Origin of the sequence: Corynebacterium confusum (assembly GCF_030408715.1) — a bacterium.
Lineage (GTDB): Bacteria > Actinomycetota > Actinomycetes > Mycobacteriales > Mycobacteriaceae > Corynebacterium > Corynebacterium confusum.
On sequence record NZ_CP047202.1, the window covers coordinates 1319264 to 1338237 of the forward strand.

The 18974-nt window shown below is 65.0% G+C and carries 16 protein-coding genes and 2 pseudogenes; 8 read left to right on the forward strand and 10 right to left on the reverse strand.

The window, feature by feature from the left end:
- Positions 1–45: 45 nt before the first annotated feature.
- Complete coding sequence (locus CCONF_RS06170; RefSeq protein WP_290221793.1) at positions 46–615, forward strand: MarR family transcriptional regulator; 570 nt, start codon at positions 46–48, stop codon at positions 613–615.
- On the opposite strand, the gene CCONF_RS06175 is transcribed toward CCONF_RS06170, so the two are convergent.
- The gene (locus CCONF_RS06175) at positions 612–1466 is read right to left on the reverse strand and encodes a DUF3097 domain-containing protein (protein ID WP_290221795.1); all 855 of its coding nucleotides are present in this window, start codon (positions 1464–1466) and stop codon (positions 612–614) included. The genes CCONF_RS06170 and CCONF_RS06175 overlap by 4 nt on opposite strands.
- A gap of 33 nt (positions 1467–1499) precedes the next feature.
- Here CCONF_RS06175 and CCONF_RS06180 point away from each other — a divergent pair.
- Positions 1500–2274: pseudogene (locus CCONF_RS06180) on the forward strand (Rv1486c family protein).
- On the opposite strand, the gene CCONF_RS06185 reads toward CCONF_RS06180, so the two are convergent.
- The 3 genes from CCONF_RS06185 to CCONF_RS06195 form a co-directional block, all read right to left on the reverse strand.
- Positions 2271–3356, reverse strand: coding sequence for a ferrochelatase (locus CCONF_RS06185; protein WP_290221797.1), 1086 nt, complete (start codon positions 3354–3356; stop codon positions 2271–2273). The pseudogene CCONF_RS06180 and the gene CCONF_RS06185 overlap by 4 nt on opposite strands.
- Before the next feature lie 47 nt (positions 3357–3403).
- Complete coding sequence (locus CCONF_RS06190; protein ID WP_435384062.1) at positions 3404–5278, reverse strand: DIP1281 family NlpC/P60 protein; 1875 nt, start codon at positions 5276–5278, stop codon at positions 3404–3406.
- A gap of 876 nt (positions 5279–6154) precedes the next feature.
- Positions 6155–6643 (reverse strand): Rv1476 family membrane protein, encoded by a 489-nt coding sequence (locus CCONF_RS06195; protein WP_290221800.1) that lies wholly within the window; start codon positions 6641–6643, stop codon positions 6155–6157.
- Between the two features lie 376 nt (positions 6644–7019).
- Between CCONF_RS06195 and can the strand changes: the two genes are divergently transcribed.
- The gene (can, locus tag CCONF_RS06200) at positions 7020–9836 is read left to right on the forward strand and encodes an aconitate hydratase (protein ID WP_290221802.1); all 2817 of its coding nucleotides are present in this window, start codon (positions 7020–7022) and stop codon (positions 9834–9836) included.
- Between the two features lie 175 nt (positions 9837–10011).
- Positions 10012–10581, forward strand: coding sequence for a TetR/AcrR family transcriptional regulator (locus tag CCONF_RS06205; RefSeq protein WP_290221804.1), 570 nt, complete (start codon positions 10012–10014; stop codon positions 10579–10581).
- On the opposite strand, the gene CCONF_RS06210 is transcribed toward CCONF_RS06205, so the two are convergent.
- The 5 genes from CCONF_RS06210 to CCONF_RS06230 all read right to left on the reverse strand — a co-directional run bounded on the left by CCONF_RS06210 (position 10578) and on the right by CCONF_RS06230 (position 15367).
- Complete coding sequence (locus CCONF_RS06210; protein WP_290221806.1) at positions 10578–11831, reverse strand: ATP-binding cassette domain-containing protein; 1254 nt, start codon at positions 11829–11831, stop codon at positions 10578–10580. The genes CCONF_RS06205 and CCONF_RS06210 overlap by 4 nt on opposite strands.
- Positions 11789–12556: an energy-coupling factor transporter transmembrane component T family protein gene (locus CCONF_RS06215; protein ID WP_290221808.1), complete on the reverse strand. Its 768-nt coding sequence runs from the start codon at positions 12554–12556 to the stop codon at positions 11789–11791. The genes CCONF_RS06210 and CCONF_RS06215 overlap by 43 nt, the downstream gene beginning before the upstream one ends.
- 21 nt (positions 12557–12577) lie before the next feature.
- Positions 12578–13318: an ECF transporter S component gene (locus tag CCONF_RS06220; RefSeq protein WP_290226300.1), complete on the reverse strand. Its 741-nt coding sequence runs from the start codon at positions 13316–13318 to the stop codon at positions 12578–12580.
- A 195-nt stretch (positions 13319–13513) separates the two neighbouring features.
- A complete protein-coding gene (locus tag CCONF_RS06225; RefSeq protein ID WP_290226302.1) occupies positions 13514–14503 on the reverse strand; it encodes a nucleoside hydrolase in 990 nt (329 codons plus the stop codon).
- A gap of 183 nt (positions 14504–14686) precedes the next feature.
- The gene (locus tag CCONF_RS06230) at positions 14687–15367 is read right to left on the reverse strand and encodes an NAD(P)H-binding protein (RefSeq protein WP_290221810.1); all 681 of its coding nucleotides are present in this window, start codon (positions 15365–15367) and stop codon (positions 14687–14689) included.
- An 88-nt stretch (positions 15368–15455) separates the two neighbouring features.
- On the opposite strand from CCONF_RS06230, the gene CCONF_RS06235 reads away from it, so the two are divergent.
- Positions 15456–15725: an ACT domain-containing protein gene (locus CCONF_RS06235; RefSeq protein ID WP_290221813.1), complete on the forward strand. Its 270-nt coding sequence runs from the start codon at positions 15456–15458 to the stop codon at positions 15723–15725.
- Between the two features lie 15 nt (positions 15726–15740).
- Complete coding sequence (locus tag CCONF_RS06240) at positions 15741–17105, forward strand: PFL family protein (RefSeq protein ID WP_290221814.1); 1365 nt, start codon at positions 15741–15743, stop codon at positions 17103–17105.
- Positions 17106–17316: 211 nt separating this feature from the next.
- Here the strand turns inward: CCONF_RS06240 and CCONF_RS06245 are convergent, their stop codons facing one another.
- Entirely contained in the window at positions 17317–17568 is a 252-nt protein-coding gene (locus tag CCONF_RS06245) for a hypothetical protein (protein ID WP_290221816.1), read from the reverse strand.
- A gap of 280 nt (positions 17569–17848) precedes the next feature.
- Here CCONF_RS06245 and CCONF_RS06250 point away from each other — a divergent pair.
- Together CCONF_RS06250 and CCONF_RS06255 are read left to right on the forward strand one after the other, a co-directional pair.
- Positions 17849–18365 (forward strand): annotated as a pseudogene (locus tag CCONF_RS06250) (inorganic phosphate transporter); the annotation flags it as partial.
- Positions 18366–18586: 221 nt separating this feature from the next.
- Positions 18587–18799 (forward strand): hypothetical protein, encoded by a 213-nt coding sequence (locus CCONF_RS06255; RefSeq protein ID WP_290221819.1) that lies wholly within the window; start codon positions 18587–18589, stop codon positions 18797–18799.
- Positions 18800–18974 lie beyond the last annotated feature (175 nt).

The window sequence follows — 18974 nt, forward strand, 5'->3', positions numbered from 1 at the left end:
GCCAACGTTTTCAATTGGCCGCTTACCGGAAGGAGCTGGATCCCTATGCTCGCCGTGCACGCTCGCTACCGCGGTTCCTCCATGCACCGCGCCGACCTCGTCAAGCGTTCCGCTCAGGCGCTCGCCACCCTCGACGGCGTCGACGATTTCACCATCCTCGGTGTGGAGGACATCTGCACCGTGGTCGACTCCCCCTCGACGGTCTGCGAGGTCGTCATGGCGCTGCTGGCCGACGGCGACTGGGCCGTCGGGCTCGGCCTGTGCCCCGGCGCCACCGACAAAGCCGTGGCGCGCGCGACGGCCTCCGGGGCCGTGGGGCGCTCCGCCCGCGCCGGCCAGGTCCGGGCCAAGACGGACGTGCGCGCCCGCAAGTCGGAGGCGGACGACATCGCCGCCGCCTTCGGCCTCCTGGGATACGTGCTCCACAAGCGCACCGCCGAGGGGCGCGAGGCCACCTCCCTAGTGCGTTCCGGCTACAACCAGAACGAGGCGGCCGAGCAGCTCGGCATCTCCAAACAGGCCATGTCCCAGCGCCTGCAAGCCGCCGGCTGGGCGGCCGAGAGCGCCGGCTGGCAACTAGCCGTCCGCCTTTTGGAGCGCGGCAACCAGGCCTAGAGCAAGTCCTCCTTGGAGAGCTCCGGGGTGGTCACGAAATCCACCAGACGCTCGACCGCGCCGATCAGGCTGGGCTCTAGGTCGCGGAAAGAATTCACTGCGCTGTAGACGCGGTGCCAACCTTCCTTCGGATCGGACCAGCCCACGCGCTTGCAGATACCCGTCTTCCAGTCCTCGCCGTAGGGCACCTCCGGCCAGCTCTTAAGGCCCAGGCGCTCCGGTTTTACCGCGGCCCAAATATCGATGTACGGGTGGCCGGTGACCAGGCAGTCTGGGCCGACCGCGCGGGTCAGCCGGGTCTCCTTACTGCCTTCGACCAGGTGGTCGGCCAGCACGCCAATGCGGCGCCCAGGCTCGGGGCGAAACTCCGCGAGCCGCTCCGGCAGGTTGTCTAAGCCCTCGAGGTATTCGACGACCACGCCCTCGACGCGCAGGTCGTGGCCCCAGACCTTCTCCACGATGGCGGCGTCGTGGATGCCTTCTACCCAAATGCGCGACGGCGCGGCGACTTTGGCCTCGAGGTTTTCCACCCGCCGGGAGCCGGAGTTCGAGCGGCGCGGGGCCTGCTTTTCCACGTAGCGCACCAGGGTCACCGGCTTGCCCTCGATAAGGAAGCCGCCTTTGACTAGGTTGAACACCCGCTCGTTGCCGTGGCGGTCGGCGAGCCGGACGACCTCGCCGAAGACCGTTTTGTCCACGCCTTGGACCGCCCCGGTAAATTCCTGCTCGTCCCCGCGGACCTCCACCACGAGCCCGGGTTCGGCAGGCACCTCGGGGTAGTTCTTCGGCTGCTTGCGCGCGTGTCCGGCGAAAATATCGCCGCCGTAGGGGTCTCGGGAGTTGAAGCTCATGGCGGAATATCTTATCTACTAGACTGTCCCGTCATGGATATGCGCGCCGAGGTGTGGTCACCACTGCAAAACTCCGCCGTCTGGTTGGGAGCTTGGCTCTACCACCACGAGTCGGCGGATGCGACGCTGCAGGCCCTCGAGGAGCTAGGCGGGCCGGTCTATGTCCGCCACGGCGAGCCCGGCATTGAGCTGCTGCGGCTCATCCGCGACAACGCCGCAGACGACGCCGAGCTATCGCCGGGCGCCCGGCCGGAGCCGGCGCTGCGGTTGATTCTCTCCGGCCCCGGGGATCCGCCCGCCCTGCCCGCGGGGACGGAGGCCGCGGAACACGTGGCGGCGAATGGGGCCGGCGGCATCGTCGTGCGCACTGCAGATCCCGACCGCCACCTGGTCTTAGCCCGACTTTCATGACGGGGCGACCTGGTGGTTCGCCTATGAGGTGGATGGGCGCCTGCCCGAGCCGGCCTGGCTCAGCCCCGGCGAGGCGAACGCTGTGCTTTCAGCTGCGACGGAAGAATCCGCGCAGCTCATCGAGGCCAGCGGGCAGCGTAAGATAAACGCCGACGACGCCCGGCTTACCGTCGGCACGCTCGCGGATTTCTACGACACTCCCGGCCTGCCATCGTGCGTACCGGGGCGCGCGGCCAAGCTCTTTGCCCGCGCCGATCGCGTGGCGGCCATTATCGAAACGGTCACGGATCGCCTGGGGGATCACAGCCTGGATCCGCAGCTGCTGCGCTTATGGCGGCACATCCGCCAGGCGCGCATGTCCGGGGTGGCCTACGCGCTCAGCGACTTCGCTCGCTAGCTGGATTTACGCAGCGACCAGATGTCGCAGCAGCCCGGGGCGCAGGGCTCGCCGTTGACGGTACAGCCCTGGGTGGTGACCTCGCCCAGGTCTTCCCGCGGGGCACCGGCGGTCAGCTCCTCGACAAGATCGACGATCATCTCGGTGAAGGCCGCGGTCGGCCCGGCGGTGCGGGTGCGCGACATGTCGACGCCCATCTCGCGGCAGGCCTCGGCTAGCTCCGAATCCAGGTCCCAGATGACCTCCATGTGATCGGAGATGAAGCCGACCGGGGACACGACAATCGCGTCCACGCCCTCGTCGTTGTGGATGTCGGTGGCGTGGTCGACGATGTCGGGCTCCAGCCACGGCGTAGCCGGGTTGCCGGAGCGAGAGTTCCACACCAGGTCGTAGCGGCCGATACCTGCCTGCTCCGCAATGAGTTTGGCCGCCTCCGCCACCTGCCGGGAGTAGAGGTGCTTGTCGCCTTCTGCGCCGCCGACTGCGTCGTGGGCGTTCGGTACCGAGTGGGCGGTGAACAGCACGCGGGTGCTATCCCACTTCTCCTGAGGGATCTCCGCGCACGCGTCCTTGAGCGCGCGGGCCATCTCCCCGACGAACTTGGGGTGGGAGTAGAACTGCCGCAGCTTGGTGAATTCGATTTCGGGCAGCCCCTTGTCCGCCAGGTGCTGGCGCATGGCGACGATGTCCTCGTCGTACTGCCGGCAGGCCGAGTAGCCGCCCCACGCGGAGGTGGCGAAGACGAGCACGCGGCGCACGCCGTCGGCGACCATCTGCTCCGCGGCCTCGTTGCCGAAGGGGTGCCAGTTGCGGTTGCCGAAGTAGATCGGCAGATCCATGCCCCGCCGGGCGAGCTCGCCCTTGACGTTTTCGATGATTTCGTGGTTGAGCCCGTTCAGGGGGCTGACACCGTCGAAGTGGAAGTAGTGCTCGCCGACCTTGACGAGGCGCTCCCGGGGGATGCCGCGGCCGCGAGTGACGTTCTCCAGAAACGGGACGACCTCCTCGTTTCCTTCCGGGCCACCGAAAGAAAGAACGAGGAGGGCGTCATAGCCAGGATTAGTCTGTTGTGCGTCAGTCATAATCCTGACAGTACCAACTAAAGTTGGTGGCTTAATATTTGGCGACGCTAGATTAGACGTACGGCATACGGTGCCATACCCCCGTAGCGCACCGGAGATTTCTGCACGTTCTGGCCCGACTGCGGGGCCTCCAGCATCATGCCGTCACCCAGGTAGATGGCGACGTGGTGCGAGGCGTTGGGGCCGTAGAAGATCAGGTCGCCGCGCTCCATCTCGGAGGTCGGGATCTTCTCACCGTGGTTGTACTGATAGCCGGTGAAGTGCGGCAGGGAGATACCCACGCTGGCGAAGGCGTAGAGCACCAGACCGGAGCAGTCGAAGCCGACCTTGTTGTAGTCGCCGAAGGAGTCGGCCACACCGCCGTCGCGGATGCCCTGGGTCGGGCCGTTGGCGTCGCCGCCGCCCCAAGCGTAGGGCACGCCAATCTGGGACTCGGCTCGCGCGATGACGGCCTCGATCTGGGCCTCGCGCCCCATGTCGGAGACCGCGTCGCTGGCCTCTTCCGTCACCGAGTCGGAGGTCTCGAGTTCCTCGAGCACGCCGCCCAGCTGGCTGGTCAGGTCCGCATCTTGCTCGCCCTGGCCGTCGCCCTGCAGGGCCGGCAGGCTCCCGGTGGACTCGTCCCCGGTCGCCTCTTCCAGCTGCGTGTGCACCGGCTGAGAGCCGGCGACGATGCCCTGCGCCACGGCCATCGCCGCACTCGACAGCAGCGCCATGTCTTCCTCGGAAGAGCCGTTTTCGTTGGAGCTCAGCTGGTCGCCGGAGTCCGCCTCGTCTGCGCCGGAACGCTGTGCCGGCTCCAGGCCTTGGACGGTCGGCTCGTCCCGCTGCGAGCCGCTGTTGTCCCCGCCGGCGTTCTCCACGCTGGTGGAGGTAGCCGAGGAATCGCGGGCCTCGGTCGGCTCCGCGGATTCGGACGAACCAGCGGACTCAGTCGAGGCAGAAGACTCGGACGCGGAGGCGCTCTCCGAGGTCGACGCCTGGGCCGAGGTGCTGTTGCCGGCCCCCGCGCGAGTGGAGGTCGACTCCTCCCGCGGGGCGGCCGTCGAGCTCGCAGTCGCGGACTGCGAGCGGCCGCTAGCAGCAGACTGACTGTCGTCCTTGTCGGCGTTTTCAGTGCCGCGGTTAGCGCTGTGCGAGAGGCCGCGAGCCGCATCCAATGCGTCCTGGGCGTCTTCTTCCTGGTGTGTCAGTTCGTCGCGCTGGGCGGAGATCTTTTCCACCTCGGCCAGGGAGTCTTCCAGGGTCTTACGGGCGTCCTCTTCGGCGGAGGTCGCGCGCTCCTCGCGTTGGTCGGCCAGTTCCTTGGCCAGACGCAGCTGGGACTCCTTGTTGGCCTTCTGCGTGCGGACCTTTTCCAGGTCTTCGACGACGGCGCGCTGCTTATCGGACTGGCCCGCCAGGTAGCTCTGGCGCTCCAGCTTCTCCGCCCGCGCGTCGGCGCCGGCGGCGTTGGTCACCGCGTCCGAGGTACCGGAGCGGCGGTAGACCGAGCGGGAAATCTCGTCGAGCTTTTCCTGCGCCTTTTCGACGTCGACCTGTGCGCCGTTGAGTTCTTCCTTAGCGGTGGCGGCGCCGTCGCGGGCCTGCTGGGCCTCGGTGCGCGCGTCCTGGAGGTCGACCAAGGCTTGGTTGACGATCTCGCGGTAGCGACCGATCTCGCCCTCCAGGCGAGAGATCTCGCCTTGGACGTCGGCAATGGCGCCGGCGACGTCGGAGATCGAGCTGCTACCGCGGGTCAGTTCCCGGGTCAGGCGTTGGAGGTCGTCGCCGGGCTCATCGGCGTTGGCAACGGTCGGGGTCAAAGTGGCGACGGTAGACAACGCTGCCGTACAGGCAACAGCGGAAAACGCCGCTCGGAAACGGGACTTGAAAGAACGGCCGGAATTATTCCGCGCGTTCACAATAGATGTGGTGGCCACGAATATGCTCCTTGGCCAGCAAGCTAGGTTTGTTGAGACAGGCCTACCTCGCACAAAGATATGCCGAATCCGCAGGTTCTCAACCGTGAGCAGAAAAGCGCGCTCACCCATACCGTCTATGGGAACGGCTGTTGGGCGGACTCAGGCACAGACTTCCCCATCGGCATGAGCTCCGGGCGCAGCAGCCACCCCGTAAATCGGTCATCGCGGAACGAAAGACCGTCGGTATGGGCACGACACTTAAGAACAAAGGTAAAGGCCTACGACTTGTTTTCTCCTAGCCTGTTGGCAATACAAAGATTGGACATTAACTCCAACCCATGGGCCAACTGCCGGACGCGGAAAACGATTGAACCCCAACCACAACAGCCCTTCGCCCGGTCTTGGCGTGCTTCCCCACATGCCCGTACCGCGTACGTCTGGACGTTCCAGTCAAGCCTCAATCCGTGAACCATGTTCCACAATTCACCTCATGAGTTGCTATGAAAACCATAAAGCACCTACGCCACATCTTGCATATGTTTCTCACAAACCACACGAGTTAAGTAAAGTCACAGCACTTAACATTTCGCCGTCACCAGCACTGTTACCAACTTGAGACTAATGCTGTGAATTTCGTCACTTTCGCGCTTTTCTTGCCCGATAGTGCACCGCCCGCCCCGCCGACGGGCATGCAGATCAAAGAAAGTGGTCAACCCTACAGGGTTGACCACTGCACCTAAAGGCGGTGCCCCCTAACACCTACCGACCCCGATTTATACCCGAGCCCCACGACCAGAAGCGGCCGTATCCTGACAAGGACAATCGTTACGCTCTTAGCGCGGACACCTAGCATCGGCGGTTGCGCGTGCCTAAGGCGACACCCGCACTGCCCCTCTAGGCCGACGCCAGTTCAATATATTGGGTCCCGCCGACTGCCCGCCGGAAGGCCCAGATTGCCCCGACCACGGCAAGAATCGCGACCGCAACGATCACTGCAGAGACATAACTAAACGGAGTCTGGTCGACGCCGGCATAGAAGTCATCGAGGACCTCAGATTGCACCAGCCCTGCGGGGACCCCAGCCTGGGCCGATTCAATCTCGGCGCGGGACAAGGAATCACTAACCACAGAGATAGTTCCGGGAGACTGGACGATGACAGTATCCAAGCCGGTGGCGTCCTGCAGCTCCTGGGCGACGTCGCGATAATCGGCCGGCGAACCGCCCGCAATGTCCACAACGGCAATCCCATCGCCGTCCCGCAATGAGGCCTGCGCGTCCGCCTGCGCACCCGGGTCCCCCGCTAAAACGGGGTTAGTAAAAGCAACCGAATCCTGGTCCAGCTGCTCCGCCAAGTCCGGAACATCTACCCCTTGCGGAATCATCGAATCGTCTCCTTGTCGCACCCCAGGCCTTCCCCCAACAGTGCGTTAAGCTGGGAATAGACCGGGCCCGGTGGGATTGTTTACGGGGCCACATTACGCACTAACTCGCACCCCACGCGCGTCCGACTCGCCGCGGAGCGTCAAAATACTGGAAACAGAACGCGCGTACTGTTATAGTTAAGGGAGTCGACGGTTCAGCCATCTATGATGGGTAAATGAACCATCGCGTTCACGTCGTCTCCGAAGTATATATCCCATGGCTATTAACTTCGCCCTAGTTTCCCGCTCACGCGGGGCGCCCGGGCGAGTATGCGGAACTAATACCTGAGCGACGATGGCGAACATCTTAGTTCTCAAACAAGGAATGGAGCTCCCTGTGACTGAAAGCTTGAACTCTTTCGGCGCCAAGAAGACTCTTGACGTCAACGGCAAGTCCTACGATTACTTTGACATCAACGCTGTCGAGGGCATGTCCAAGCTGCCCTACTCGTTGAAGGTCCTCGGCGAGAACCTGCTGCGCCACGAAGACGGCAAGAACGTGACCAAGGAGCATATCGATGCCTTGGCCAACTGGGACCCGAAGGCTGAGCCGGACACCGAGATCCAGTTCACCCCGGCCCGCGTTCTGATGCAGGACTTCACCGGCGTTCCCTGTGTGGTCGACCTGGCCACCATGCGCGAGGCCGTGTCCGCTCTGGGCGGCACCCCGGATCAGGTCAACCCGCTGAACCCGGCCGAGATGGTCATCGACCACTCCGTTATCACCGAGGCCTTCGGTTCCTCCGACGCTCTCGAGAAGAACGTCGAGATTGAGTACCAGCGCAACGAGGAGCGCTACCAGTTCCTGCGCTGGGGCTCCGAGAACTTCTCCAACTTCCGCGTGGTGCCCCCGGGAACCGGTATTGTCCACCAGGTCAACATCGAGTACCTGTCCCGCGTCGTCTTCGACAACGAGGGCCTGGCGTACCCGGATACCTGTATCGGTACCGACTCCCACACCACCATGGAAAACGGCCTGGGCATCCTGGGCTGGGGCGTCGGCGGCATCGAGGCCGAGGCTGCCATGCTGGGCCAGCCGGTCTCCATGCTCATCCCGAAGGTCGTCGGCTTCAAGCTGACCGGGGAGATCCCGGTCGGCGTGACCGCTACCGACGTCGTTCTGACCATCACCGAGATGCTGCGTCAGCAGGGCGTTGTCGGCAAGTTCGTCGAGTTCTACGGCAACGGCGTCAAGTCCGTCCCGCTGGCCAACCGCGCCACCATCGGCAACATGTCCCCGGAGTTCGGCTCCACCGCGGCCATCTTCCCGATCGACGAAGAGACCATCAAGTACCTCGAGCTCACCGGCCGTCCGGAAGAGCAGATCGACCGTGTCCGCGAGTACGCCAAGGCACAGGGTATGTGGCTGGAGCAGGACGCTCCGGAGGCCGAGTACTCCGAGTACCTCGAGCTCGACCTGGGCACCGTGGTTCCGTCCATCGCCGGCCCGAAGCGCCCACAGGACCGCATCCTGCTGTCCGAGGCCAAGGAGCAGTTCCGTAAGGACCTGGGCAACTACACCACCGACGAGGTCATCGTCGACGAGACCACCGTTGAGGCCAAGCGCATGACCGACGAGGGCGGCGCTCCGGACGACGACGTCGACGTCGCCGGCGGCCTGAACCAGTCCCGCGCCGGCAACAACGAGTCCGCCGCCAAGGGCTCCTCCGGACGTCAGTCCCACCCGGTCGTGGTCAACTCCCCGAACGGTGGCGAGTACACCCTGGACCACGGCATGGTGGCTATCGCCTCCATCACCTCCTGCACCAACACCTCGAACCCGTCCGTCATGGTCGGTGCCGGCCTGATTGCCCGCAACGCGGCTAAGAAGGGTCTGCACTCCAAGCCGTGGGTCAAGACCATTTGCGCCCCGGGTTCCCAGGTTGTCGACGGCTACTTCCAGCGCGCCGACCTGTGGAAGGATCTCGAGGCTCTGGGCTTCTACCTCTCCGGCTTCGGCTGCACCACCTGCATCGGTAACTCCGGCCCGCTGCCGGACGAGATTTCCAACGCCATCAACGAGCACGACCTGGCTGCTACCGCAGTCCTGTCCGGTAACCGTAACTTCGAGGGCCGCATCTCCCCGGACGTCAAGATGAACTACCTGGCGTCTCCGATCATGGTCATCGCCTACGCCATTGCCGGCACCATGGACTTCGACTTCGACAAGCAGGCCCTGGGCCAGGACCAGGACGGCAACGACGTCTTCCTGAAGGACATCTGGCCGTCCACCGAGGAGATTGAGGAGACCATCCAGGCCGCTATCTCCCGCGAGATGTACGAGGCCGACTACGCCGACGTCTTCAAGGGCGACGACGCATGGCGCAACCTGGACGTTCCGGAGGGCGAGACCTTCGAGTGGGACGAGAACTCCACCTACGTCCGCAAGGCACCGTACTTCGAGGACATGGAGCTCGAGCCGGGCGACGTCGAAGACATCAAGGGCGCTCGCGTCCTGGTGAAGCTGGGCGACTCGGTCACCACCGACCACATCTCCCCCGCTTCCGCCATCAAGCCGGGCACCCCGGCCGCCCAGTACCTGGACGAGCACGGCGTGGCCCGCAAGGACTACAACTCCCTGGGCTCCCGTCGTGGTAACCACGAGGTCATGGTCCGCGGTACCTTCGCGAACATCCGCCTGGCTAACCAGCTGGTGGACGTGACCGGCGGCTACACCCGCGACTTCACCCAGGAGGGTGGCCCGCAGGCGTTCATCTACGACGCTGCTCAGAACTACAAGGAGCAGGGGACCCCGCTGGTCGTTTTGGCTGGTAAGGAATACGGCACCGGCTCCTCCCGTGACTGGGCCGCTAAGGGCACCAACCTGCTGGGCGTCAAGGCCGTCATCACCGAGTCCTACGAGCGCATCCACCGCTCCAACCTCATCGGTATGGGCGTGGCTCCGCTGCAGTTCAAGGACGGCGACTCCCACGAGTCCCTCGGCCTGGACGGCACCGAGACCTTCGACATCGTTGGCCTGAGCGAGTTCAACAACGAGGGCCACCCGAAGGAGGTCCACGTCACCGCCACCAAGGAGGACGGCTCCACCGTCGAGTTCGACACCGACGTGCGCATCGACACCCCTGGTGAGGCTGACTACTACCGCCACGGCGGCATCCTCCAGTTCGTGCTGCGCCAGATGGTCAAGTCCTAAAACGGCTAGGCCACTAACCGCACGTTAGAGTCAAAGGGGGCTGCACTTCCGCGATAAGCCAGCGGGAGTCTCGCCCCCTTTGCCGTCCTCTCGCCTTGTCCACCGGTAGCCGGTGTTAGCGCTTCACGCGTGCATTTTCCTGTCCACGTCCACCCACAGAGCAGAAGGTCACAACATGCCCATCGTCAGCGATAGCGAGCTCAACCGGCGCCGCCACGACATCTTGATAGGCGCTCGGCGTTGCTTTGCTGAGCATGGTTACGAAGGGGCCACCGTGCGCCTGCTGGAGGAGGCGACCGGCAAATCCCGCGGCGCTATCTTCCACCACTTCGGTGACAAGGAGTCGCTGTTTTTGGCCCTGGCCCGCGAGGACGCCGCCCGCCAGGCGGAGGTCGTCGCCCGCGAAGGCTTGGTGGAGGTCATGCGGAACATGCTCAACCAGCCGGAGCGTTACGACTGGTTGGCCACCCGCCTGGAGATCATCTCGCTGCTGCGCACGGATGCCTCCTTCCGGGCCCGCTGGAAGGATCACCAGTCCATCCTGGATGACGCGGTGCGCCAGCGCCTCTACTCCAATGCAGAGAAGGGCCGGCTGCGCGATGACGTCCCCGTCGAGACCCTGGTCATCTACCTAGAGACGTTCATGGACGGGTTCATCAACCGGCTGGCCATGGGGGACCCCCAGCGGCTGAGCAGCGTCCTCGACATCGTCGAGCACTCCATCCGCAAGGACGGTGTCGACTAGGACAGGTCCTTACCCATCCGCCCCAGCCACAATTCGTGCACGGCCAGCCCCGCAGGCAGGTCGTGCACGAATTTTTCGTTGTGGCAGGTCAGTACCACCGCGGCGCCCGTGGCCGCCACCCGGGCGATAAGTCCGGCGATGACTTCTCGGTGGGCGGGCGCGAGGTAGGTATCCGGTTCGTCGAAGACTACGACGCGGGCCGCCCGCCGGGCGGTGGCGACAACCTGGACCACCCGCAGCTGGGAAACCGGCAGGTCTAGCGGGTGTACCTGCGGGTCAACGCCGAGCTGCGCGCAGGCCTGCCCAGATCCCAGCATCGCCTCCACGGTCGGGGCTGCCACCTGGTCGAAGGGCGACTGCAGGCAGGCCGCGACCGTGTCGCTTACCGGCGCATGCCCGTCGAGGCCGGCCAGCGCCCGCACCAGCGTGGTCTTCCCGCTGCCGTTATCCCCACGCACCCACAGAACCTGGCCGGGCACGAGGTCGAAGTCCACCGGACCGACCCGGAAGCCAGATCCGCTACTGCGCCGGAATTGCCACCAGCGCCGCCGGCGCGCCCCGCGCCGCACAACCAGGCCCCGCACGGGCAAGACCTCCCCCGCCGGGACCGGCGCAGCCCCTGCCGCCGGTCTGGCCGCGTTCACCGCTAGCGGCTCATCCAAGGCCTGCACCGCAGCGGCAACTGCAACGGCGTCCGCGTCCGGGTCGATGGTGACAACCTCGCCGCCCAAGTCCTCTTCCGTGGCATGGCTAATGGTGGCCACCCGGCTGCCGTCCAGGGCGTGGAGGAGCTCGACGATGCCGGCCCGGGACGCCCGGTCCAGCCCCGCGAACGGTTCGGTCAGCACGACTGCTGCCGGGGATACGATGGTCAGCGCAGCGATGGCCAAGCGCCGGGTCTGGCCGCCGGATAGGTGCAACGGATCGCGCTCGGTGTGATCGCTAAGCCCCACCTGCGCGAGTGCTTCCGCGCAGCGGCGCTCCATTCGCTCCCGGGTCCAGCCGGCGTGCTCGAGCGGGATGGCCAGTTCCTCAATGACGGTGGAGCGCAGCCCGGAGATATGCACCTGCGGGTCCGCCCCCAAAACCGCCCGGGTCTCCAACGCGGCGGAAAGCGTCTCGGCGACGTCCTCGGCCTGGTAGGTAAAGGGCACTACCACCTGCACGAGCGGTGCGGACGTCTCGCGAACGTGGGCGGCTACCTGCGCTAGGTCCACAGCGACCACCCCACGACGGCCAGTCCCATGCACGCGACCGCCCAGCGGAAGGCCCGTTGCCCGCGGCTGTCCGGCACTGGGCGGAGCACCGTCCGCGGGCCGGGCTGGTCGAAGCCGACGGAGGTCAGCGCCTTGGCTTGCGCGGTGGCTTGGTACAAAAGCAGGGAGACCACCGGGCCGATATAGCGGCTAGCGAGATTCCGCCAGCTAGGCACGCGGCCTTCCAAGCGGTTAGCGTCCCGTACTACGCCGACGACCCGGGTGCCCCGCGGCAGCAGCTGTAGCGAGGCGCCCACGATATAGGCGACCTTGTGGCCGGCCTGGGAGGCCTGGATAGCCTTGGCCACGTCCGGCACGGTGACAAAGGCCACCGCGGCCAGCACCACCGCGACGAGCGCGAAAAACCGCAGGGACAAGGACCCGGCCAGTGCCAGCCCGTCGCGGGTGACGAATGCAAAGATCTGGTCCTGACCGTGCGGGGCGTGGATGGCCACCATCGATAAAGCCGCGGGGAAGGAAATGACACAGGTCGTCAACGCAACCGCTAGCCCGCGGCCAGTGACGGCACCGGCGACAAGCGCGAGCAGCAGAACCAGCGCGGAGACCACCGGGTGGTTCAGCGCGATGACGAGCAACCACGCCACTGCGGCGCAGGTGGCTGGTGTAGCCGGGTGCAGTCTGCCGCGTAGCACCCCGGCCGGCGCGCCCTCGCCGTCACTCATGCCCGCGGTCGGGACCGCGTCCGTTCCCATACCCATTCTGGACCGTCTCCCCGGCGGCTAGGACTTCGTCTCCGCGTCCGGGCGTGGCTGCACGGCCGGGTGCAGGCGCTTGAGGACTCGTTGCGGCAGCGCTTTGACCGTGAGGGCGACGAGGAAAAGGACCAAGATCTTGTCGAGCGGGTCGGAGACCAGCGACTGCATGGTCACCGAGGCCAAGAGGGAATTGCCGAACTCGCGGAAGACCGAGACCAAGGCCCCGGTGCCCAGCCCGGCCGTGCCGCCGTAGACGAAGGCCGCCACCGGAGCGGCGAGCATGCCGCTGATGATGCCGATGAGGGCGCCGCTGACCACGATCCGCCAGATGCGCTGGAAGGCACCGCGCTGGATGGCCCACCCGGCCATCCAACCCGTGGCCGCCGACACCGCCGCAAACGGCAGGGCGGCCGGGTTGATAAAGCCCCAGACCACGGACGACAACGTGCCGGTGGCCAGGCCTGCCACCGGGCCCAAAAGTGCCGCCATCAGAACGGTGCCCAGGGAATCCAGGTAGAGCGGCACGCCGATTGAGCCGATGAGCTCACCGATGACGATGTTGATGACCAAGCAGACGGGGATAAGGGCGATGGCCCCGGCGGTCAGGGAGGGCAAGGCGCCGGCCAGCAGCAGCGCTGCCCCGCCGAAATAGCCGGCCAGGGTGATAAACGCCTCGGGGCTGCCGGCCACGGACTCCCAACCGGTGGGCCGCAGCAGGACCAGGTAGATCCAGGTCCCGGCGACGACTAGGGCGCCGGCTACCATCAGGGCGCGGCGGCCGGCGATGAGTTTAGCCGGGCCGGGAGTTCGCGGCCCGGAAGAATCAGCAGATTGGGCGGACTTCGAAAACAGCGGAGACATAGAAATTGACCACCTGCGGAGTTGGTAGTGGGTTGGAAAAGCACGGCGTGCGCCGCGCTGCCTGCTCTATGTCACCTCGAGCCTGCACACGTACGCGGGCTATCTTAGCGTCTTCGACTCCTGCGACCCGAATTGGGCCAGCAGCCGCCAGCCCCGCTCCAATTCCGCGTGCGCGCCCTCGACGTCTATCGCCCTGACTAGGGAGGCATTGGGCTCACGGCCCCAGTGCCCGCGCAGATCCGCCACGCTCGTGCCCCGCAGCAGCGGGCTGTCGACCTCGACGTCCATGGTTGTGGGCACGGCATCGTAGCCGCAGGCGCCCAGCGCCACGATCGCAGTCACGGCGTCGTGGACTTGGGCCTGGTAGCCCTCGCCTTGCGCGTCGTGGAACTCGAAGTAGAACTGGAGCATCTCGAGCATCGCCTCGGCCAGATCCGCGTCAGCAAGCACGCCTGCCAACCGCGCGGCGCGCTCCGGGGTGATGAGGAATTGCTCGGTTACCGACAGCGAGCACAGCACCACCGGCGGCAGCTGGGCACGGAAGAAACGGTGGGCGGCCAGAGGGTCCACCCAGAAATTCCACTCGGCAGTGGGCGTGGTGTTGCCACGGTAATTAACGGCCCCGCCCATGACGGTCACCTGGCGAAACTCCGCAAGCTTGTCCCACTGCGCCGCGTTCGTCAGCGGACCGGTCACGATAAGGTCTACCGGCGCTGCCCCGTCCAGGCACTGCTGCCACAGCTCCCTCCACGGGAGCCGCGGCGCTGCCCCGTCGGCTAGCTGCACGTCGAAGTGCCCCAGGCCGCTGGGCCCGTGAGTCTCCGGGGTGGTGACCAGCTCGCGGTCGGCAGGGCCAGCCTCCCCCACGCCCACGGGAACCTCGGGCAGCCCGGACGCGTCCAGCAGCCAACGGGCGTTGAGCGCCGTCTGCTCGGCGCTGGCGTTGCCGCCCGTGGCGCTAATCCCGACCAGCTCGATTTCCCCGGCGTGGTGCCGCCCGGCCAGGTACAGGATCGCCACAGCATCATCGATGCCGGGGTCGCAGTCCAGCAGGACCCTGCGCGGCCCCTGCCCCGCCGCTGTGATCATTCGCTCGTCCACCATCTCGTCTCCCACCCCCTCAGGCGTCTTCTCCCCGTCTACAGTCTCCCGAGTCTGCGCGGCCCGCAAAGGCTCCAGAGTCTCCAGAATCTCCAATACTTTTGGAAATCTCCACGGTCTGCGAAGTCTGTGGGCCCGACAGGCTCTGTGGAGCCGACGGACTTTCCCAGTCTAGGCGATCTCGCTGAGTTTGCCTTCGCCGTCGACGAAGGTGACCGGGCTGTGCGGGGTCTGCTTGCGGGTGACGACCTCGGTGATGACCGCGGCCACCAATTCGCGGGAAGAGTGCTCATCGGTGGAGGTGGCGGGCTGATCAGCGACGAGCTCGATGCCCCCGGCTGGCTCATCGGTAAGCACTGCCGGGCCCAAGATAACGTAGTCCAGGTCCGTGGAGTTCAGATAGTCGTCCACGGCCTTCTTGGCCAGCGAATAGGTATAAAGGTCGTGATCTGGGTCGAACTCCGCTTGCGTCGCGCCCTTGTAGGAAACCATGACGTAGCGCGGGACCTTCGCACCCTGATCGCGCAGGTGCTCCAGGCCGTGGATGCTGGCCAGCGCGGCGTCCTGGTCGACGTCGATGGTGACCTGCTCGCCGCCGCGGCCGCCGTTACCGGCGGACCAGACCACCGCGTCGAACTGGCTCTCCAGCTGGGCCCAGTCCTCCACAGTTAGTTGGGTGACGTCCGCCAGGTACGGCGTCGCACCCAGCTTTTCGATGTCGGCCTGCTGATCCGGGTTGCGGATGAGCGAGGTGACTTCGGCGCCGGCCTCGCGCAGCTTCGGCGCGGCGAGCTGGGCGACCTTGCCGTGTCCGCCGATGATGAGGACCTTGAGTTCTTTGTTCGCATTCATACGCCCCACCGTACCAACGTGAGGCGAATTACCTTGCCGATTGTGCCCATTGCCCCGCCACCTGTGGAGTGACAGATACAATAGGGACATGTTTGCGATTATGACCGTGACCGGTGTGGATTCCACCGGTATTGTTGCCTCCGTGTCGACCCAGCTTGCCGAACTCGATGTGAATATTGTTGACATATCCCAGACGCTGATGTCGGGCTTTTTCACGATGATTCTGCGGGTCGAGTTTGATGATTCTGCCACCTCTATTGCCGAAATCCAGTCGAAGATGGATCCGGTCGCAGAAGCGAAGAAGCAGTCCATTCGTATCCAGTCCGAAGAACTGTTCACCACCATGAACGAGGTCTAAGGAGAGTCTGGATTCATGGTTAATACGTTCAATACTCACCGGGTCCTCGAGACCATCGAGATGATCGACAAGTACCGCCTGGACATCCGGACGGTCACGATGGGCATCTCCTTGCTCGGCTGCACCCGCTCCACGATGTCCGCCACCGCCGAGGCCGTCTACGACCTGGTGACCCAGCGCGCCGAGCGCCTGGTCGAGGTCGCCCGCGGTATCGAGACCGAGCTGGGCATCCCGATTGTCAACAAGCGCGTCTCCGTCACCCCGGTCTCCCTCGTGGTCGCCGGCGTCGAAGGCAACCCCGTCGAGGTCGCCGAGGCCCTCGACCGCGCCGCCAAGGAAGTCGGCGTGAACTTCGTGGGCGGATATTCCGCCCTCGTAGAAAAGGGTGCCACCTCTGCGGAGAAGAAGCTCATCGACTCCATCCCGGAGGCCCTGTCCACCACCGACCTCGTCTGTTCCTCGGTCAACATCGCCTCCTCCCGCGCCGGCATCAACATGAACGCCGCCAAGCGCATGGGCGAGGTCATCAAGGAGTCCGCGGAACTGACCCGCGACAAATCCGCCATCGCCTGCGCCAAGCTGGTCGTCTTCGCCAATTCCGTGGGCGATAACCCGTTCATGGCGGGTGCCTTCCACGGCATCGAGGAGCCCGACTGCGTCGTCTCCGTGGGCGTGTCCGGCCCCGGCGTGGTTGACCGCGCCCTAGGCTCGCTGGAGGGCGCGACCCTCAACGATGTCGCCGAAGAGGTCAAGAAGGCCGCGTTCAAGATCACCCGCGCCGGCCAGCTGGTAGGCAACCTCGCCGCGGAACGCCTCGGCGTCCCCTTCGGCATCGTGGACCTGTCCCTGGCGCCCACCGCCGAGCTGGGCGACTCCGTCGCCCACATCCTCGAGCACATGGGCCTGGACCAGGTCGGTACCCACGGCACCACCGCTGCCTTGGCACTGCTTAACGATGCCGTCAAGAAGGGCGGCATGATGGCCTGCTCCCGCGTCGGCGGCCTGTCGGGTTCCTTCATCCCTGTCTCCGAGGACAAGGGCATGATCGACGCGGTCAAGTCCGGGGCCATCTCCATGGACAAGCTGGAGGCGATGACCTCCATCTGCTCCGTCGGCTTCGACATGATTGCCCTGCCGGGCGATACCTCTGCCACCACCATCGCCGGCATGATCGCCGACGAGGCGGCCATCGGCATGATGAACCATAAGACCACCGCGGTGCGCGTCATCCCCGTCCCCGGCGCCCAGATCGGCGACGAGGTCAACTTCGGCGGTCTGCTGGGCTACGCCCCCGTCATCCCGGTCAACACCGTGGGCAACTCCCAGTTCATCAACCGCGGCGGCTTCATCCCCGCCCCGGTTCACGGCTTCCGCAACTAGGAGCCGTTCCCCTATTCCGCCCGGTCCCCGGGGGCAGCGGCCTTATAGGCGCCCAACCCAGCCAGTCCACTGGCGAGCGGGCCAGGCGGGATTTCTGGTAGGAAAGCCCGAAGCGCCACGACCCGTGCGGGGATAGAGAGGGACCGCTCCCCAAACAAAGAAAAAGTGGCAGACCAGCCAGAGCCAGGGCTGCCACTAAGTGCGTTATGTTCTAACGGCGTCGGATGCCGCCGAGGAGGAAGCCGGCGGGGCCGAAGGTGCCGATGACGGCGGTGATGATGGCCCAGAGCCACTTCGGGCCGCGGATCTTGCGGTTGGGCAGGTGGTAGAGGTAGTGCCACGCGGTCGCCTTGAGGACGCCGTCTAGGACGAGGGCGCCGATAACACCTTTCTGCTCGGCTGAAGAAAGCTGCGACCAGCGCTTGTTCAGGTCGCGCTGACACTTATCCCACGAACAGGACATGGTTGACTCCTTTTCCTGCGTCACGGTAGGCGCAAAGTAGTGAAATGCTTTCCCCTATTTTAGTGTTTGCAATGGGGAGAATTCGGGGCTTTAGATGTTGCGTTAGCCACCTCCGGCTAGGGGGAAACAAGCACTCAGACCAACTTCTGGTCAACTCCATGCGACCTGGGGATTAATTTAGTGTGACAATTTAGATAGGTCCATGAACTAAATTGTTTAAATCTCCAGGCAGGAGTAAAGTTTCGGACCGTCCGCGACGCTTGGGCGCCGCAGATGCACCGACACGGCCAACGCCATGGCTACCTCGATTGCCACGGGCGCGCTCAAGCCCTTTACCGCGGTAACCATCTCCGCGGCGCTCAACCTGATGGGAGCGTTCCTCTCCGTTAACGTGGCCGCCACGGTGGCCAAGGGAATCGTCAACCTGGACTCCTATGACCTCTCCGGCGCGGGCACCGGTGCAGTGCCGGCCGACGGCCAGGCCCTACTGATGGTGGTCTTCACCGGCCTCATCGGCGGCATCCTGTGGAACCTGTTCACCTGGTTGCTGGGCATGCAGTCGAGCTCCTCCCCGCCCTGTTCGGCGGCCTGATTGGCGCGGCGTTTGCCGCCATGGGCTCCGGCGGCGTGGTGTGGTGTGGTCCTCCATCGCCGGCAAGATCATCATCCCGACCAAGGTCAAGAACGAGCACTTCCGCCACGGCCAGATCGTCACCGCGTGCCTGGTTTCCCTGGCGCACGGTGCCGGTGACGCGCAGAAGACGATGGGCGTTATCTTCTTGGCCCTGGTCGCCGCCGTCATCATCCTGGCCATCGTCTGGATTGCCCGCGACTCCATCACCCACTACTTCGGCATGGAGCTCTAAGGCGGCTTGTAAACACCGGTTCGTGATTCCAGACACATTACAAGTGACCAGAGGGTAAATTCCTAGTTACCTAGGGGTTGCTTTCGCAGTATGGGCGTCTTTCAATTGAGGCATCAACAAAGAGATGATCCGTATTCACGTGGAGGTGAATCATGATGACCACAATGCGCATCATCCTGGATGGCATTGCTGATACGTTCAAGGATTCTCTCACCGGTACCGGCGTGGATACCATTTCCGCTACCCCGGTCGACGCCGCGGTAGCAGAATACTTGGTCGAGGCCGACTCGACCCCGGCGAGCACCAAGGAGGCCGCAGCGGCCTTCGAAGCTATCGCCGGCCACGCCCCGATACCGACGAGATGATTCAGCTCGAAGCATTCCTGCTGAGCTTCGGTTAGCTGCGCTAACGCTAACCCATACCTAAAAGCACCGCCGCGGCTGCCTTCCTGGCACCCCGCGGCGGTGCTTTTGTCTCGAACTTCCCCGCTACTATCCCGCCGCCTGGGCACACGGCCGGCAGGCAGCGCAGGCGGTGTGG

What these genes read in the sequence shown, in the direction of transcription:
- CCONF_RS06230 (WP_290221810.1), bottom strand. Translation starts at nt 15,367, where the DNA reads ATGAATGCGAACAAAGAACTCAAGGTCCTCATCATCGGCGGACACGGC.
- CCONF_RS06245 (WP_290221816.1), bottom strand. Translation starts at nt 17,568, where the DNA reads ATGTCCTGTTCGTGGGATAAGTGTCAGCGCGACCTGAACAAGCGCTGG.
- CCONF_RS06185 (WP_290221797.1), bottom strand. Translation starts at nt 3,356, where the DNA reads ATGACTGACGCACAACAGACTAATCCTGGCTATGACGCCCTCCTCGTT.
- CCONF_RS06170 (WP_290221793.1), top strand. Translation starts at nt 46, where the DNA reads ATGCTCGCCGTGCACGCTCGCTACCGCGGTTCCTCCATGCACCGCGCC.
- CCONF_RS06255 (WP_290221819.1), top strand. Translation starts at nt 18,587, where the DNA reads ATGATGACCACAATGCGCATCATCCTGGATGGCATTGCTGATACGTTC.
- CCONF_RS06240 (WP_290221814.1), top strand. Translation starts at nt 15,741, where the DNA reads ATGGTTAATACGTTCAATACTCACCGGGTCCTCGAGACCATCGAGATG.
- CCONF_RS06175 (WP_290221795.1), bottom strand. Translation starts at nt 1,466, where the DNA reads ATGAGCTTCAACTCCCGAGACCCCTACGGCGGCGATATTTTCGCCGGA.
- CCONF_RS06220 (WP_290226300.1), bottom strand. Translation starts at nt 13,318, where the DNA reads ATGGTAGCCGGCGCCCTAGTCGTCGCCGGGACCTGGATCTACCTGGTC.
- CCONF_RS06235 (WP_290221813.1), top strand. Translation starts at nt 15,456, where the DNA reads ATGTTTGCGATTATGACCGTGACCGGTGTGGATTCCACCGGTATTGTT.
- CCONF_RS06215 (WP_290221808.1), bottom strand. Translation starts at nt 12,556, where the DNA reads ATGGGTATGGGAACGGACGCGGTCCCGACCGCGGGCATGAGTGACGGC.
- CCONF_RS06195 (WP_290221800.1), bottom strand. Translation starts at nt 6,643, where the DNA reads ATGATTCCGCAAGGGGTAGATGTTCCGGACTTGGCGGAGCAGCTGGAC.
- CCONF_RS06205 (WP_290221804.1), top strand. Translation starts at nt 10,012, where the DNA reads ATGCCCATCGTCAGCGATAGCGAGCTCAACCGGCGCCGCCACGACATC.
- CCONF_RS06225 (WP_290226302.1), bottom strand. Translation starts at nt 14,503, where the DNA reads ATGATCACAGCGGCGGGGCAGGGGCCGCGCAGGGTCCTGCTGGACTGC.